This window comes from Meridianimaribacter flavus (genome assembly GCF_004366715.1).
Lineage (GTDB): Bacteria > Bacteroidota > Bacteroidia > Flavobacteriales > Flavobacteriaceae > Gaetbulibacter_B > Gaetbulibacter_B jejuensis.
In genome coordinates this window covers 1-14,348 of the sequence record NZ_SOQZ01000010.1, presented here as the reverse complement: position 1 = coordinate 14,348, position 14,348 = coordinate 1, and the positions used below count along the sequence as shown (strand labels likewise).

At 31.7% G+C, this 14,348-nt stretch carries 16 protein-coding genes and 2 pseudogenes; all 18 read left to right on the top strand.

Annotation, left to right across the window (positions count from 1 at the left end; genetic code table 11):
* Nucleotides 1-272 precede the first annotated feature (272 nt).
* Nucleotides 273-932: a TetR family transcriptional regulator C-terminal domain-containing protein gene (locus A8975_RS14450; protein ID WP_134201425.1), complete on the top strand. Its 660-nt coding sequence runs from the start codon at nt 273-275 to the stop codon at nt 930-932.
* 11 nt (nt 933-943) lie between these two features.
* A complete protein-coding gene (locus A8975_RS14445) occupies nt 944-2,257 on the top strand; it encodes an ABC1 kinase family protein (RefSeq protein WP_134201423.1) in 1,314 nt (437 codons plus the stop codon).
* The gene (locus A8975_RS14440) at nt 2,257-2,892 is read left to right on the top strand and encodes a flavin reductase family protein (RefSeq protein ID WP_134201420.1); all 636 of its coding nucleotides are present in this window, start codon (nt 2,257-2,259) and stop codon (nt 2,890-2,892) included. The genes A8975_RS14445 and A8975_RS14440 overlap by 1 nt, the downstream gene beginning before the upstream one ends.
* A gap of 34 nt (nt 2,893-2,926) precedes the next feature.
* Nucleotides 2,927-4,350: pseudogene (locus A8975_RS14435) on the top strand (SDR family oxidoreductase).
* A 4-nt stretch (nt 4,351-4,354) separates the two neighbouring features.
* Complete coding sequence (locus tag A8975_RS14430; RefSeq protein ID WP_208325378.1) at nt 4,355-4,492, top strand: DUF2256 domain-containing protein; 138 nt, start codon at nt 4,355-4,357, stop codon at nt 4,490-4,492.
* On the top strand, nt 4,465-5,775 hold the full coding sequence (locus A8975_RS14425; RefSeq protein ID WP_134201416.1) for a DASH family cryptochrome: 1,311 nt from the start codon (nt 4,465-4,467) through the stop codon (nt 5,773-5,775). Before A8975_RS14430 ends, A8975_RS14425 begins: the two co-directional genes overlap by 28 nt.
* Nucleotides 5,776-5,823: 48 nt before the next feature.
* A complete protein-coding gene (locus A8975_RS14420; protein WP_134201414.1) occupies nt 5,824-7,356 on the top strand; it encodes a cryptochrome/photolyase family protein in 1,533 nt (510 codons plus the stop codon).
* Entirely contained in the window at nt 7,356-8,840 is a 1,485-nt protein-coding gene (locus tag A8975_RS14415) for a cryptochrome/deoxyribodipyrimidine photo-lyase family protein (protein ID WP_134201412.1), read from the top strand. Before A8975_RS14420 ends, A8975_RS14415 begins: the two co-directional genes overlap by 1 nt.
* Before the next feature lie 106 nt (nt 8,841-8,946).
* On the top strand, nt 8,947-9,381 hold the full coding sequence (locus A8975_RS14410; protein WP_027878713.1) for a hypothetical protein: 435 nt from the start codon (nt 8,947-8,949) through the stop codon (nt 9,379-9,381).
* Complete coding sequence (locus tag A8975_RS14405; RefSeq protein WP_134201410.1) at nt 9,374-9,652, top strand: TIGR03643 family protein; 279 nt, start codon at nt 9,374-9,376, stop codon at nt 9,650-9,652. The genes A8975_RS14410 and A8975_RS14405 overlap by 8 nt, the downstream gene beginning before the upstream one ends.
* 58 nt (nt 9,653-9,710) lie before the next feature.
* On the top strand, nt 9,711-10,406 hold the full coding sequence (folE, locus tag A8975_RS14400; RefSeq protein ID WP_131509077.1) for a GTP cyclohydrolase I FolE: 696 nt from the start codon (nt 9,711-9,713) through the stop codon (nt 10,404-10,406).
* Nucleotides 10,407-10,410: 4 nt separating this feature from the next.
* Nucleotides 10,411-10,635 carry a hypothetical protein gene (locus A8975_RS14395; RefSeq protein WP_131509076.1) on the top strand — a complete coding sequence of 75 codons (225 nt, stop codon included), beginning with the start codon at nt 10,411-10,413 and terminating at the stop codon, nt 10,633-10,635.
* Nucleotides 10,636-10,706: 71 nt separating this feature from the next.
* Nucleotides 10,707-11,390, top strand: coding sequence for an SDR family NAD(P)-dependent oxidoreductase (locus A8975_RS14390; protein ID WP_131509075.1), 684 nt, complete (start codon nt 10,707-10,709; stop codon nt 11,388-11,390).
* 22 nt (nt 11,391-11,412) lie between these two features.
* On the top strand, nt 11,413-11,931 hold the full coding sequence (locus A8975_RS14385) for a glutathione peroxidase (protein WP_243832998.1): 519 nt from the start codon (nt 11,413-11,415) through the stop codon (nt 11,929-11,931).
* A gap of 6 nt (nt 11,932-11,937) precedes the next feature.
* Nucleotides 11,938-12,114, top strand: a complete 177-nt coding sequence (locus A8975_RS14380) for a Lacal_2735 family protein (protein ID WP_134201408.1) — start codon at nt 11,938-11,940, stop codon at nt 12,112-12,114.
* Nucleotides 12,111-12,572, top strand: a complete 462-nt coding sequence (locus A8975_RS14375) for a TspO/MBR family protein (protein ID WP_131509072.1) — start codon at nt 12,111-12,113, stop codon at nt 12,570-12,572. The genes A8975_RS14380 and A8975_RS14375 overlap by 4 nt, the downstream gene beginning before the upstream one ends.
* A 1-nt stretch (nt 12,573) precedes the next feature.
* A complete protein-coding gene (locus A8975_RS14370; RefSeq protein WP_134201406.1) occupies nt 12,574-13,041 on the top strand; it encodes an SRPBCC family protein in 468 nt (155 codons plus the stop codon).
* A gap of 88 nt (nt 13,042-13,129) precedes the next feature.
* A pseudogene (locus tag A8975_RS14365) lies at nt 13,130-14,263 on the top strand (cryptochrome/photolyase family protein); the annotation flags it as partial.
* Nucleotides 14,264-14,348 lie beyond the last annotated feature (85 nt).

The following is a 14,348-nucleotide window of genomic DNA, read 5'->3' as shown; positions in this document are numbered from 1 at the left end:
TTTTTCATTTTTGATTAGATTTTGATTAGAATTAATGTATCGCTTTTAAAAAATTAAAATTACAAATTAGAAAGCCCTCTAGATGTTAACAAAACTATAAATTAACATTTCATACATCTTTTTACCAAATCAAAAAATACAAAGCTGGGTTTACATATAATGCTCTTTTTTGTGCTTGTCAAACAATAATTATCATTTCACATGTTAAATTTTGTTTAATGTTTATAATTAAAAATTAAACATTTAGTATCTTTATAAAATATTTAAAAGACATGGCAAAACAAAAAACAATTACAAGTAACAATATCATAACCTTCTATATGGATTATGTTTTAGAGCATAACAAACGTCCAAAAACAGTATATGCTTTTGCTAAGAAACACAAATTTGAAGAGCAAAAATTTTATGCTTTTTTTGGTTCATTTGAAGCACTTGAACAACATATATTTAAAGCTTTTTTTGACAATACGCTGAAGGCTTTGAGTGCAAACGAAGATTACACCGCATTTAATTCTAGAAACAAACTGTTAAGTTTTTACTTCACTTTTTTTGAAAACCTAACAGCTAACAGAAGCTACGTTATATATGCTCTTAATCAACATAAAAATAAGCTTAAAAACTATGTGGTTTTAAAAGATTTAAAATCGCATTTTACGCACTACATTTCAGAATTAGGTATAGAGCTTATCGAAACTAAACAAGAGCAAATTGATAAACTTCAACAAAAAAGTTTAAAAGAATCTGCTTGGATGCAATTATTATTAACCATCAAATTTTGGATGGATGACACGTCTCCATCTTTTGAAAAAACAGACATTTTCATAGAAAAATCTGTCAATACAAGTTTTGATGTATTAGACATTGCTCCAATAAAAAGCCTAATAGATTTTGGAAAGTTTATTTATAAAGAAAAATTTCAAATGAACTCTTAATTCTCATTCTATTGAAAACTATAGACAAAATACCTGTTTCAAAAATATCTCGTGCAACCAAATTAGTATCTACAGGTGCTAAAGTTGGTGTTAATTACCTAAAATATTATGGTGATAAGATTACAAAATCTGAAGTTGAAGCTAAAGAACGTTTAAATAAAAACAACGCAGACGATATTTACGACAGTTTAAAACAACTTAAAGGAAGTGCTTTAAAAGTGGCTCAAATGCTTAGTATGGAAAAAAGCATTTTACCACAAGCCTATGTAGAAAAATTCTCGTTAGCACAATTTTCTGTACCGCCACTATCGGCACCTTTAGTGAAGAAGACTTTTAAAAAATATTTCGGTCAATTACCAAGTCAAATCTTTGACACCTTCAATCTTAATTCGGTTAATGCAGCTAGTATTGGACAAGTGCATTTAGCAGAAAAGGATGGGAAAAAACTTGCTGTGAAAATTCAATATCCTGGTGTTGCAGAAAGCATTTCTAGCGATTTGGCTTTGGTAAAACCTATTGCTATTAAAATGTTTAATATTAAAGGAAAAGATAGTGATAAATACTTTAAAGAAGTCGAAAATAAATTAGTTGAAGAAACTAACTACATACTAGAAGTTAAGCAAAGTAAAGAGATTGTAAAAGCATGTAAACACATTCCTAACCTTAAATTTCCTGAGTATTACGAAGATTTATCTTCAGAACGTATCATTACTATGGATTGGATGGAAGGCGAACACCTTTCTGAATTTACTGAACACAATACCGATCAAGAAGTAGCAAATCAAATTGGTCAAGCACTATGGGATTTTTATATGTACCAAATGCATGTGCTTAAAAAAGTACACGCAGATCCGCATCCCGGAAACTTTTTAGTATCTAAAAAAGGAGAACTTATTGCTCTAGACTTTGGTTGTATGAAAATAGTACCTGAAGATTTTTACACACCTTATTTTGAATTGGCAAAAAAAGAAAGTCTTGAAAACAAAGATATTTTCACAAAAAAAATGTTCGAATTAGAAATATTAAGAGAAGATGATAGCAAAGAAGAATTAGACTTTTTCTCTGCAATGTTTCATGAGTTGTTAAGCTTATTCACCAAACCTTTTCATGTGGATACTTTTGATTTTTCTGATCCTGAATTTTTCAATGCTATTTCAGAAATGGGACAACGTTACAGTAAAAGTACAGAACTAAGAAAAATGAACGGTAATCGCGGATCTAAGCATTTTATTTACATTAACCGTACGTTTTTTGGATTGTACAATTTAATGTTCGACTTAAAAGCTAAAGACATCAAAATCAATAATTTTAAAAACTTAAAATAATGAAGCATTTCAGTAAAAAACATATCGAAGAAATGCATCATTTGTATCGCATTAACCTTATAAACAGTGTCTCTGGATTTAAAAGCGCTAATTTAATTGGCACAAAATCTAAGGATAATATCGAAAATGTTGCAGTATTTAGTTCGGTAACGCACGTTGGTAGCAATCCGCCCCTTTTAGGCTTTTTTTGCAGACCAACAACCGTTTTACGCAACACTTACGAGAACATAAAATCAACTGGTGTTTACACGATTAATCACATTCATAAATCAATAATTGAAGATGCACATCACACATCGGCTAAATACGATGCCAATATTTCAGAATTTGAAGTGACTAATCTCAATTCAGAATATAAAAATGAGTGTTTTGCGCCATTTGTAGAAGATGCGCCTGTTCAGCTTCAAATGAAATTTGTTCAAGAATATTTCATTAAAGAAAACGATACTATTCTTGTTTTAGGTGAAATTGAAAATCTTTTCATTAATGATAATTTATTAGAAAATGATGGCTTTGTAAATCTATCTAAAGCAGAAATTGCAACTATTAACGGATTAGACACTTACGCTATTCCTACTCTAGAAAAACGTTTAGAATACCAAAGACCTAAAACATCTTTAGCTAACAATCAATAAATGTAATTATCTGTAGAAAAAAAAACCAAAACCTATGAGAATATTAGTAACAGGAGCAACAGGTTACATTGGTAAGCGTATTATTCCGTTACTTTTAGATCAAGGTCATACGGTAGTTTGCGCTGTACGTGGAAAATTACGTACGGAAAAAGCATATTCAGATGAAGAAAATCTTCATGTTGTAGAAGCCGATTTTTTAAAACCAGACACCTTACAAAACATTCCTAAAGACATAGATGCTGCTTATTATTTAATACATTCTATGTCAAATTCTGTAGACAAGTTTCATAAGTTAGAAGAAGAATGTGCGTTAAACTTCAAAAAATATATAGAAACTACTAACGTCAAACAAGTTATTTACCTTAGCGGAATTACCAACGATACCAAACTCTCAAAACATTTATTATCCAGAAAAAACGTAGAAGATACTTTAAAATCTAATGTTTACGCATTAACTGTTTTTAAAGCAGGAATTATTGTTGGTTCTGGTAGCGCTAGTTTCGAAATTATTAGAGATTTAGTCGAAAAACTTCCCATAATGATCGCGCCAAAATGGTTAAACACCAAAACGCAACCTATTGGTGTAAGAGATGTATTAGCCTTTTTGACAAAAGGACTTGGTAAACAAGAATTATACAACACATCTCATGATATTTTTGGTCCAGAAATTATGACCTACAAGCAAATGTTATTACAATTTGCAGACATAAGAAAATTAAAAAGACACATCATTACTGTTCCGGTAATGACGCCAAAACTGTCAAGCTACTGGCTATTTTTGTAACATCAACATCTTACAAATTAGCCTCTTCTTTAGTAAATAGTATGGGTATAGAAATTATAGGAGAAAAAAGTAACATCAATCAATTTTTGGACATTAAACCTATAACATATAAAGAGGCTGTAAAAGTAGCTTTTGCTAAAATTGAAGGAAATGAAATTATTTCTAGTTGGAAAGACGCCTTTATAAGTAGCCGAAACAAAAAAAGAGTTTCTACCAAATACCTTAAAGTTCCAAAATTTGGATGCTTTAAAGACATAAAAGAAAGACAGGTAAGAGATGAAAACCGAACGCTTGAAAAAATTTGGGCAATTGGCGGAGAAAATGGTTGGTATTACGGTACTACACTTTGGAAAATTAGAGGTTATTTAGACAAATTAGTTGGTGGAATTGGTTTACGTCGTGGTCGTACTAACCAAACCGACATCAAAACTGGTGATGCCTTAGATTTTTGGCGTGTATTATTAGCCGATAAAGAACAAAAACGCCTTATCCTTTTTGCCGAAATGAAATTACCTGGCGAAGCTTGGTTAGAGTTTCAAGTCGCAAAAGGTAAAGTTTACCAACGCGCTACCTTCAGACCACGCGGTCTATGGGGAAGACTCTATTGGTATAGTGTTTTACCGTTTCATGGATTTATTTTTAACGGAATGATAAATAAACTAGCCAATGCCTAGAGGAATAGCTAAACAACACTTGCCAACAAAAATTTGTCCCGTTTGCCAACTACCATTTACATGGCGAAAAAAATGGGAGAAAAATTGGGATAACGTAAAATATTGTAGCGAAAAATGCAGAAGAAACAAGACACAAGCCTAGTTTGGTTTAGAAACGATTTAAGAATTCACGATAACGCGTCATTAACAAATGCTATTGGTAGTAATAATCGTGTTATCGCTCTATATTGTTTTGATCCAAGACAATTTGAAGATGATCCATTTGGCTTTAAAAAAACAGAAAAATACAGAGCTAAATTTTTAATAGAAACCGTAACCGATTTAAAAAACAATCTAGCTCAACTCAACATTCCGTTATTTGTATATACTATAAAACCTGAAAATTGTATTCCAGATTTGGTAGAAAACTATCAAATTAATCATATTTTTTTACAAGAAGAATGGACGCAAGAAGAAGTTAATGTGTTTAGTAAGGTGAAAGAAAATTTGCCTGAACACATTCAGATTTCAACAAATTACAATCAGTTTTTATATCATCCAGAAGATATTCCTTTCAATATAGAACAACTACCTAAAGTCTTTACAGATTTTAGAAAATCTTGTGAAAAACAAAGCACAATAAGACCTGAAACTTCTTTAGCAATAGAAAAAGTAAATGAAGATACTTTAGAAAATCCAACTTCTATTCCAACACTTCAGGATTTAGGTTTTGATGATTTTGAAGTGCACCCAAATTCAGCGTTTCCGTTTAAAGGAGGAGAAACTGAAGGATTGAAACGTTTAGAAGACTATTTTTTCAACTCTAAAAAATTAGGCGTTTATAAAAAGACGCGTAACGGATTGATTGGTAAAGATTTTAGTTCCAAATTTTCTCCTTGGTTAGCCAATGGAAGTATTTCTGCTAAACATATTTACTACCAAGTCAAGCAGTTTGAGAAAGCACATTTTAAAAACGATTCTACTTATTGGCTAATTTTCGAGCTTATTTGGCGCGACTATTTTAAATATGTGTCTTTAAAATTTGATAATCAAATCTTTAAAATCGGCGGAATTTTAAACAAGGATTATGACTGGTCTAAAAATCAGCAAAAAATAAACAACTGGATTAATGGTAGAACGTCTGAACCTTTTGTAAATGCGAACATGATCGAACTTAAAAAAACAGGTTGGATGAGTAATCGTGGTCGACAAAATGTAGCGAGTTACTTCGCAAAGTCCATGGAACTAGATTGGCGCATTGGTGCAGCGTATTTTGAGAGTTTACTTCTTGATTACGATGTACATAGCAATTATGGTAATTGGATGTATGTTGCTGGTGTTGGTAACGATCCAAGGGACCGAAAGTTTAACGTCAAACTTCAAGCCGACCGCTACGATAGTAACGGTAAATACCAGCGTTTATGGTTACAAGACACTTTATTTTAAAATATATTTATGTCAGTCTGAGCACAGTCGAAGACTAAAAAAGATTTCATGAAAACACTTAGACTTATACTTGGCGATCAATTAAACAGCAAACACAGTTGGTATAAAACCAACGATAAAAATGTAGTGTATTGTCTATTTGAAATGCGCCAAGAAACCGATTATGTTACACATCATATTCAAAAAATAATTGGCTTTTTTGCTGCAATGCGTGCGTTTTCAAATCTCTTAAAAGACAACAATTTTAACGTAGACTATTACAAATTAGACGATAAAAACAACACGCAAGATTTAGTTAAAAACCTAAAACAACTCATCAAAAAACACGACATTAAAAAGTTTGAATACCAATTACCAGACGAGTATCGTTTAGATCAACAATTATCCGAATTTTGCGAGTCTTTAGATATTGAATCTGAAGCGTTTTCAACAGAACATTTTTACACCGAACGCAATGATTTAAAAGACTTCTTCAAAGGTAAAAAGCAATATTTAATGGAGAATTTTTACCGTGATATGCGTAAAAAGCACGACATTTTAATGGCTGGAAAACAACCTGAAGGCGGTAAATGGAACTACGACAAAAGCAATCGCAATAAATGGAAAGGTGAACACCAAATTCCGACTTACAAATATTTTAAAAATGATGTTTCAAATATTGTCGAGTTAATCAAAAAAAGTGACATCAAAACCATTGGCAAATTTGACACTAAAACGTTTAATTACCCAATTACCAGAGCGCAAGCGCTTGATCAACTTAAATATTTCTGTGAGGAATTGCTCATTCATTTTGGCGATTATCAAGATGCCATGCATACGGACGAAGTCTATTTATTCCATTCACGATTATCTTTTGCGATGAATATCAAGCTTATTTCAGCAAAAAATATTGTAGATACTGTTTTAAATTATTGGCGCAAACATGGTAACAATATTGATATTTCTCAAGTTGAAGGTTTTATTCGTCAAATTATTGGTTGGCGAGAGTATATGCGCGGTATGTATTGGGCTTTAATGCCAGATTACAAAACCGAAAACCACTTAGAAAATACCAATAAACTACCTGAATTTTATTGGACAGGAAATACCAAAATGAACTGCCTAAAAAATGCCATAACCAACAGTCTTGATAATGGTTACGCGCATCACATACAGCGTTTAATGGTGACTGGTAATTTTGCGTTGCTCGCACAAATAAATCCAGACGATGTTGATGCATGGTATTTGGGTATTTATGTTGATGCTTTAGAATGGGTACAATTACCCAACACGCGTGGCATGAGCCAATTTGCAGATGGCGGAAAAATAGCCACAAAACCGTACGTTTCTAGCGGAAGTTACATTAATAAAATGAGTAATTATTGTGAAAATTGCTATTATGATAAAAAGAAAAAATTAGGCGAAAAAGCGTGTCCGTTTAACAGTTTATACTGGAATTTTTTAGATGACAAACGCAGCATTTTGGACAATAACCGTCGTATGGGAATGATGTACAGTTTACTTGATAAAATGGATAAAGACCAACTGATAAACATCAAAAAACGTGCACAAATTATAATTGAAAATCCTGACAATTTTTAATGAAAAACAACCTTAGTATCGTTTGGTTAAAACGCGACCTTCGTTTACAGGATAACGAAGCCATTACCAACGCCATAAACACCAAACAAAACGTGCTTCTCCTCTACACTTTCGAGGATTTTTTACTTCAAGATAAACATTACAGCCAACGTCATTGGGATTTTGTAAAGCAGTCTTTAGAGGATTTAAACCATCAGCTAAAAACTTATAATTCCAAAATATTAATAGTTAATAATTCTATTGAAAATACAGTTGAGCAACTTCAAAAGCAATTCAATATTACACACGTGTTTTCTCATATGGAAACAGGTATACTTTCAACGTTTAAAAGAGATATAGCTTTCTCGGAATTTTGCCGAACTCAACAAATAACTTGGTTAGAAAATATTAATAATGGTGTGCAACGCGGACTTAGAAACCGCAATACTTGGTTTGAAGATTGGGACGATTTTATGATACAACCAGAGTTTCAGTTTCTGCCAAAACAAAATCAGTTATTAAGTATTACTTCAATTGAAGCTTTAGAACTTCAGTTTAAAACCGTTTCAACAGAAACTATTCACAATAAAAATTTTCAAAAAGGTGGAACAACAACAGGAATAAAATACATGCAATCGTTCTTCAAAAATCGCTATAAAAACTACATGTTCCATATCTCGAAACCGTTGGAAGCTAGAACAGGTTGTAGCCGATTATCGCCTTACATAGCTTGGGGAAATTTATCAATAAAACAAGTTATTAATGCAGCTGGAATTGAAAGAGAAAAAGGTAAAAACAAGCGACATTTAAATGCGTTTGTATCACGTTTACGTTGGCAAGCACACTTTATCCAAAAGTTTGAAATGGAACATTCGATGGAATTTAAAAGTGTAAATAAAGGCTTTCATCAACTTGAAAAACCAGTAAACGTTGAATTTCAAAATGCTTGGAAAGTAGGCAAAACAGGTTTTCCGTTAGTAGATGCTTGCATGCGCTGCTTAAATACTACTGGCTATTTAAATTTTAGAATGCGTGCTTTAGTGGTTTCATTTTTCACACATAATCTTTGGCAACCTTGGCAAGATTTAAGCGAACACTTAGCGAGTTTATTTTTAGATTTTGAACCAGGTATACATTATCCGCAAATACAAATGCAAGCTGGCGAAACGGGAATTAATATGCTACGTATTTATAATCCGTTAAAAAATAGTCTGGAGCACGACCCTGAAGGTAAATTTATAAAACAATGGGTTCCTGAATTGGCAAATTTAGAAACTCCGTTTATACATAATCCCAGTGAAATAACTTATTTTGATCAGCAACTTACAGGCTTCATTTTAGGCAAACACTATCCTTACCCTATTGTAAATGAAAAAGAAACACGAAAAAAAGCTAGTGATATATTATGGGGACTTAAAGATGATTTTATAGTGAAACAAGAAAGCTATCGCATTTTAAAACGACATACATTAAGCAACCGTAATAGGATGATTAATAACCTATAGATTTTAATTATTATGCATCAAAAAATAATATGTTAAATATTGTTTAACTTATTTTTTAAAAGATTAAACATTTTGTAAATTTGATTAGAATCTTAAAGTTTAACTATTGCTTTTTAACACTTCTTATACCGATAAAGAAATTACTAAACAAATTAATAATTTGGTGGGTAAGCCTTTTTCCTTTATTAAAGCTATAAAATTAAAAGGTATCGGTTCTAAACGTATGATAATTGACGAGGTTAGTCCTAACCTACATACCATAGTTAATTTAGTTAACGATATAAATTACGGTAGTATTGAGTTAAGACCAAAAGGAATTTTGATTCATATTGGTAAAGGATTACAACGCTTTGCTTGGGTTATTCCATATTATAAACTAGTTATTTATAAAACAAATGGAGCAAGTATACATGCAGATGGAAAATTTATTCATTTTAGAAAAAATAAAACCTTTAAAGAAAATAAGCAATTTTTTAAAAAGCTATTAGATCAAAAAATAAATTTTGATAGTCAATTTTCAACAATACCATATAATGAATAAGAATTTTACGATAAGAGAAATTGATAGAATTATTGCAATGGCTTGGGAAGATCGAACTACCTTTGATGCTATTGCCTTTCAGTTTGGATTAAAAGAACAAGAAGTCATAAACCTTATGCGTAGAGAGATGAAACCTAGTAGTTTTAGACTTTGGCGCAAACGTGTACAAGGAAGAGCTACTAAACATCAAAAACTTAGATCTTTTGAAAATGGAAGATTTAAATGCAGTAGACAAAAACAAATTACACACAATAAAATATCTAAACGTTAGATAAAACAACCAATCTGCTTTGTTTCAATTATTGAAAACAGCAATTAAAAAAGATGCTATGAATAAAGAAAAATTAGTAACTCCAACCAACGGACACAAATTAAATGGATTTTCTATTGAAGACATCGGTGATGATCATTTATTTACCAGTCTAGAAACACCAATGAAAAAAGATGCATTTAAAATTTCTGATGAAGAAAAAAAAGAACGTATCTCTATTCTTTTTGAAGAAATCATGGATGTTCTTGGTTTAGATCTAACCGACGATTCATTAAAAGGTACACCAAAACGTGTAGCAAAAATGTATGTTGAAGAAATCTTTTCTGGACTTAATCCTGCCAATAAGCCCAAAATAGCTTTGTTTGATAATAAATATCAGTATAACCAAATGCTAGTAGAAAAAGATATAACCTTTTATTCTAATTGCGAGCATCACTTTGTCCCAATTATAGGTAAAGCCCACGTAGCTTACATATCTTCAGGAAAAGTAATTGGTCTTTCTAAACTTAACAGAATTGTACAATATTATGCAAAAAGACCTCAAGTACAAGAACGTTTAACTAATCAAATTGGCGAAGATTTAAAACAAATTTTAAATACAGAAGACGTAGCAGTTATCATAGATGCTAAACATCTTTGTGTATCATCAAGAGGTATTAAGGATGATACTTCTGCAACAGTAACAACATATTACGGTGGACAATTTAATACTGCCGAAAAAATTACAGAATTACACAACTATATAAATAATTGAAATTATGGAACTTATATCTCAAGCCTTAGAATTCGAGAAAACCAAAATGAAATCACTCTCTACGAGTGATCGTGTCAAAATTTCACGTGAAGCCAAACGTTTAATTTTAGCATTAAATCAAATTTATAAAGAAAAGAAAGACGAATCGATTATGGATCTGATGAAACGTCTTACAAAAATCAAGCAAAAAGTAGAGAAACGGTTAAAAGGAAAACCTTTAACTGCTTAATTTAAAATTTAATATAGACATATTGAGTATGTATTTAAAATACATCAATTACGCCTTTTAAAATTAATATAATGAAAACATACATCGTTATTGGTGGTAGTAGAGGTATTGGTAATGCTTTAGTTAAAATTTTACTTAAAAATCACAAAGTCATAAACATCAGCAGAAGCCAACCAAAAGTCTCAGATAAAAATCTCATACATCATAATTGTGATGTGCTAAAAGACGAACTTCCAGAAATTGAAGCTGCAGATGGACTGGTCTATTGTCCAGGAAGCATCAATCTCAAACCTATTGGACGTTTTAGTTTGGACGAATTTAGAGATGATTACGAAATCAACGTCATTGGTGCTGTAAAATCCATTCAAGCATACTTGAAAATCCTTAAAAACGGAAAACATCCATCTATTGTACTTTTTAGTACGGTAGCTGCAAAACTAGGAATGCCTTTTCACGCAAGCGTCGCAGCAGCAAAATCTGGAGTTGAAGGCTTGGTCAAATCTTTGGGAGCAGAATTGGCAACTTCTTTGAGAATCAATGCCATTGCACCAACGGTTACCAATACAGATTTGGCTTCAAAACTCTTGCGAAATGATAAAATGATTGAAAACATTACCGAACGTCATCCCATGAAAAAAATCTTGGAACCTCAAGAGGTGGCTGATATGGCAAAATTTTTATTGTCTGAAAAATCAAGTGCCTTTTCAGGACAAGTTTTTGAAATGGATTATGGTATAGTGAGCTCTAAAATATAGTATGAATCCTTTAAAAATTTTCATGGCAACCTTATTTTCAACCTCTAGTGCTTCAAATGAAATCCATTTGACATCCATATACGATATTCCCATTTTAGGACTAAACGGAAAACCTATTCAACTCTCTGAGTATAAAGGTAAATATATGCTATTTGTTAATGTCGCTTCAAAATGTGGATTTACATCGCAATACAAAGCACTTCAAGAACTTTATGAAATGTATCAAGACAAACTTATTGTTATTGGTGTGCCTTGCAACCAATTTGGAAATCAAGAACCTGGAAACGCCAATGAGATTGAATCATTTTGCGAAGTTAACTATGGTGTCACTTTTCCACTTACCAAAAAAATAGACGTTAAAGGCAAAAATCAACATCCTTTATACCAATGGCTCACACAAAAAACACGAAACGGAACTAAGAATTCCACGGTTAAATGGAATTTCCAAAAATATCTCGTAAATCCAAATGGAGAGTTCATTGATTATTATTTCTCTTTGACTTCGCCCACAAGTTCAAAAATTACCAAACATTTAAAATAGATTGTTATGTTTAATTTATTTAAAAAAGCATCACCAATTGAAAAGCTCCAGAAAAAATATGAAAAGCTTATGAAAGATTGGCATGCACTATCTACATCCAACAGAGCTGAAAGTGACAAAAAATATGCTGAGGCTCAGGAGATTCAAAAACAAATAGAGCAACTTCAACAAGCCCAAAAATGAAATTTTTAAAAATTTTAGTTGTCTTTTTAATCGTTAATTTTGGAGCGTTAGGACTTGGCACTTTGTTTATGGCAAGTGGTCCACAAGGAGAATGGTATGCACAACTAAACAAAGCACCTTGGACACCTGATGGTTGGGTTTTTGGCGTAGCATGGACAACAATAATGATTTGTTTTTCGTTATACATGACTTTTCTTTGTATAAAACGACTATCAAACAAAGTAATAACACTATTCGTTATACAATTTTTACTCAATATAAGTTGGAACTATATATTCTTTAACCAAAAACTTACTGATATTGCACTCATAAATATCACTCTGCTTACCATTGTTGTCACCGCTTTTTTTATTACCTATCTCAAAGAATTAAAACTAAAATCATTACTTATTTTACCTTATGTTATTTGGTTATGCATTGCCACATCACTCAATTTATACATTTCTATCTATAACTAAAATGAAAATATATACGCTTCATAAAAAACAAAATCTTCCTATAACCATAGACCAAGCTTGGGAATTTCTCTCTGATCCAAAAAATTTAAAAACCATAACTCCAGACTATATGGGATTTCATATATTGTCTGATGCAGACAGACCAATGTATGCAGGACAAATTATACAATATATAGTGACTCCAGTTCTAGGAATAAAAACCAAATGGGTAACCGAAATCACACATAGTATTGATAAAAAATATTTTGTTGACGAACAACGATTTGGGCCTTATGCATTATGGCATCACAAACATTTTATAAAAGCAATTGATGGAGGTGTTGAAATGGAAGATATTATTGATTATAAATTACCATTTGGAATTTTAGGACAACTCGTACACCCTATACTTGTAAAACCTAAGTTGAAAGAAATTTTTGATTATAGACAAACAAAGTTAGAAGAATTGTTTGGTAAATACGGTAAATAATTGTCATTGCGAATAAAGAATGACTAAAACAATCTGTTATCAAGAACGCTCATAATGACAGAAACAAAAAGATAAAAATGAAAAAAAAATTAACATATTTTGGTTCCGAAGAGATTTAAGATTAGATGATAACGTCGGATTTTTTGAAGCCTTAAAAGGTGATTACCCAGTACTTCCGTTATTTATTTTTGATACAGAAATATTAAACAAACTCCCTAAAGATGATGCTCGTGTCACTTTCATCTTCAATACACTCCAAAACATGCGAAACACAATGCAGAAAGAGCATAACAGCAGTTTAGCTATGTTTTATGGAGAACCTAAAGACATCTATAAGCAATTGGTTAAAGATTATGACATACAAACCGCTTACATCAATCACGATTATGAACCATATGCTCGTGAACGTGACAAAAACATCAAAACGTTTTTAGAGCAAAACAATATCGAATTCAGAACTTTCAAAGACCAAGTCATTTTTGAAAAGGATGAAGTGGTTAAAAAAGATGGCGATCCTTATGTGGTTTACACACCTTACATGAAAACATGGAAAGAGAATTTTAAAAATCATAAGCTTAAAATTTATTATACCAATGATTATCTAGACAACCTAATAGAACATATGAGATTACCAAATTTGAGTTTATCTGATATGGGTTTTGAAACCTCTTCACAAGATGTTGAGGATTACGAAGTTACACCTACATTGATACAGGAATATAAAAACAAACGTAATTTTCCAGCTAAAGATACCACATCACGATTAGGACCTCATCTTCGATTTGGAACGGTAAGCATTCGTAAAATGATAAAAAATGCTATTGCTGAAAAAAACGAAACTTTTTGGCAAGAACTGATATGGAGAGAATTTTTTATGCAAATTTTATGGCATTTTCCAAAAACAAAAGATGAATCGTTTAAATCAAAATACGACAGAATAGAATGGCGAAACAACGAGGCAGAATTTAAAAAATGGTGCGAAGGAACAACAGGTTATCCACTGGTAGATGCTGGTATGCGACAACTTAACAAAACAGGTTTTATGCACAATCGTGTTAGAATGTTGGTTGGTAGTTTTTTGTGTAAACACTTACTTATAGATTGGCGTTGGGGCGAAGCATATTTTGCTGAAAAACTACATGATTATGAGATGGCGAGTAATGTTGGTAATTGGCAATGGGTTGCTGGTTCTGGTGTAGATGCAGCACCATCATTTGATATTTGATTAACATCAATTGTATACGTTTCAACATTAAATGGTACTTCGTAAGTTTTAACAGTAGTTTTAGCTGCTACTTTAGCATCAT

Excerpts from the sequence above, each read along its gene's own strand:
- A8975_RS14415 (WP_134201412.1), top strand. The coding sequence starts at position 7,356 with ATGAAAAACAACCTTAGTATCGTTTGGTTAAAACGCGACCTTCGTTTA.
- A8975_RS14440 (WP_134201420.1), top strand. The coding sequence starts at position 2,257 with ATGAAGCATTTCAGTAAAAAACATATCGAAGAAATGCATCATTTGTAT.
- A8975_RS14370 (WP_134201406.1), top strand. The coding sequence starts at position 12,574 with ATGAAAATATATACGCTTCATAAAAAACAAAATCTTCCTATAACCATA.
- A8975_RS14385 (WP_243832998.1), top strand. The coding sequence starts at position 11,413 with ATGGCAACCTTATTTTCAACCTCTAGTGCTTCAAATGAAATCCATTTG.
- A8975_RS14380 (WP_134201408.1), top strand. The coding sequence starts at position 11,938 with ATGTTTAATTTATTTAAAAAAGCATCACCAATTGAAAAGCTCCAGAAA.
- A8975_RS14390 (WP_131509075.1), top strand. The coding sequence starts at position 10,707 with ATGAAAACATACATCGTTATTGGTGGTAGTAGAGGTATTGGTAATGCT.
- folE (WP_131509077.1), top strand. The coding sequence starts at position 9,711 with ATGAATAAAGAAAAATTAGTAACTCCAACCAACGGACACAAATTAAAT.
- A8975_RS14450 (WP_134201425.1), top strand. The coding sequence starts at position 273 with ATGGCAAAACAAAAAACAATTACAAGTAACAATATCATAACCTTCTAT.
- A8975_RS14375 (WP_131509072.1), top strand. The coding sequence starts at position 12,111 with ATGAAATTTTTAAAAATTTTAGTTGTCTTTTTAATCGTTAATTTTGGA.
- A8975_RS14420 (WP_134201414.1), top strand. The coding sequence starts at position 5,824 with ATGAAAACACTTAGACTTATACTTGGCGATCAATTAAACAGCAAACAC.
- A8975_RS14425 (WP_134201416.1), top strand. The coding sequence starts at position 4,465 with ATGCAGAAGAAACAAGACACAAGCCTAGTTTGGTTTAGAAACGATTTA.
- A8975_RS14405 (WP_134201410.1), top strand. The coding sequence starts at position 9,374 with ATGAATAAGAATTTTACGATAAGAGAAATTGATAGAATTATTGCAATG.
- A8975_RS14395 (WP_131509076.1), top strand. The coding sequence starts at position 10,411 with ATGGAACTTATATCTCAAGCCTTAGAATTCGAGAAAACCAAAATGAAA.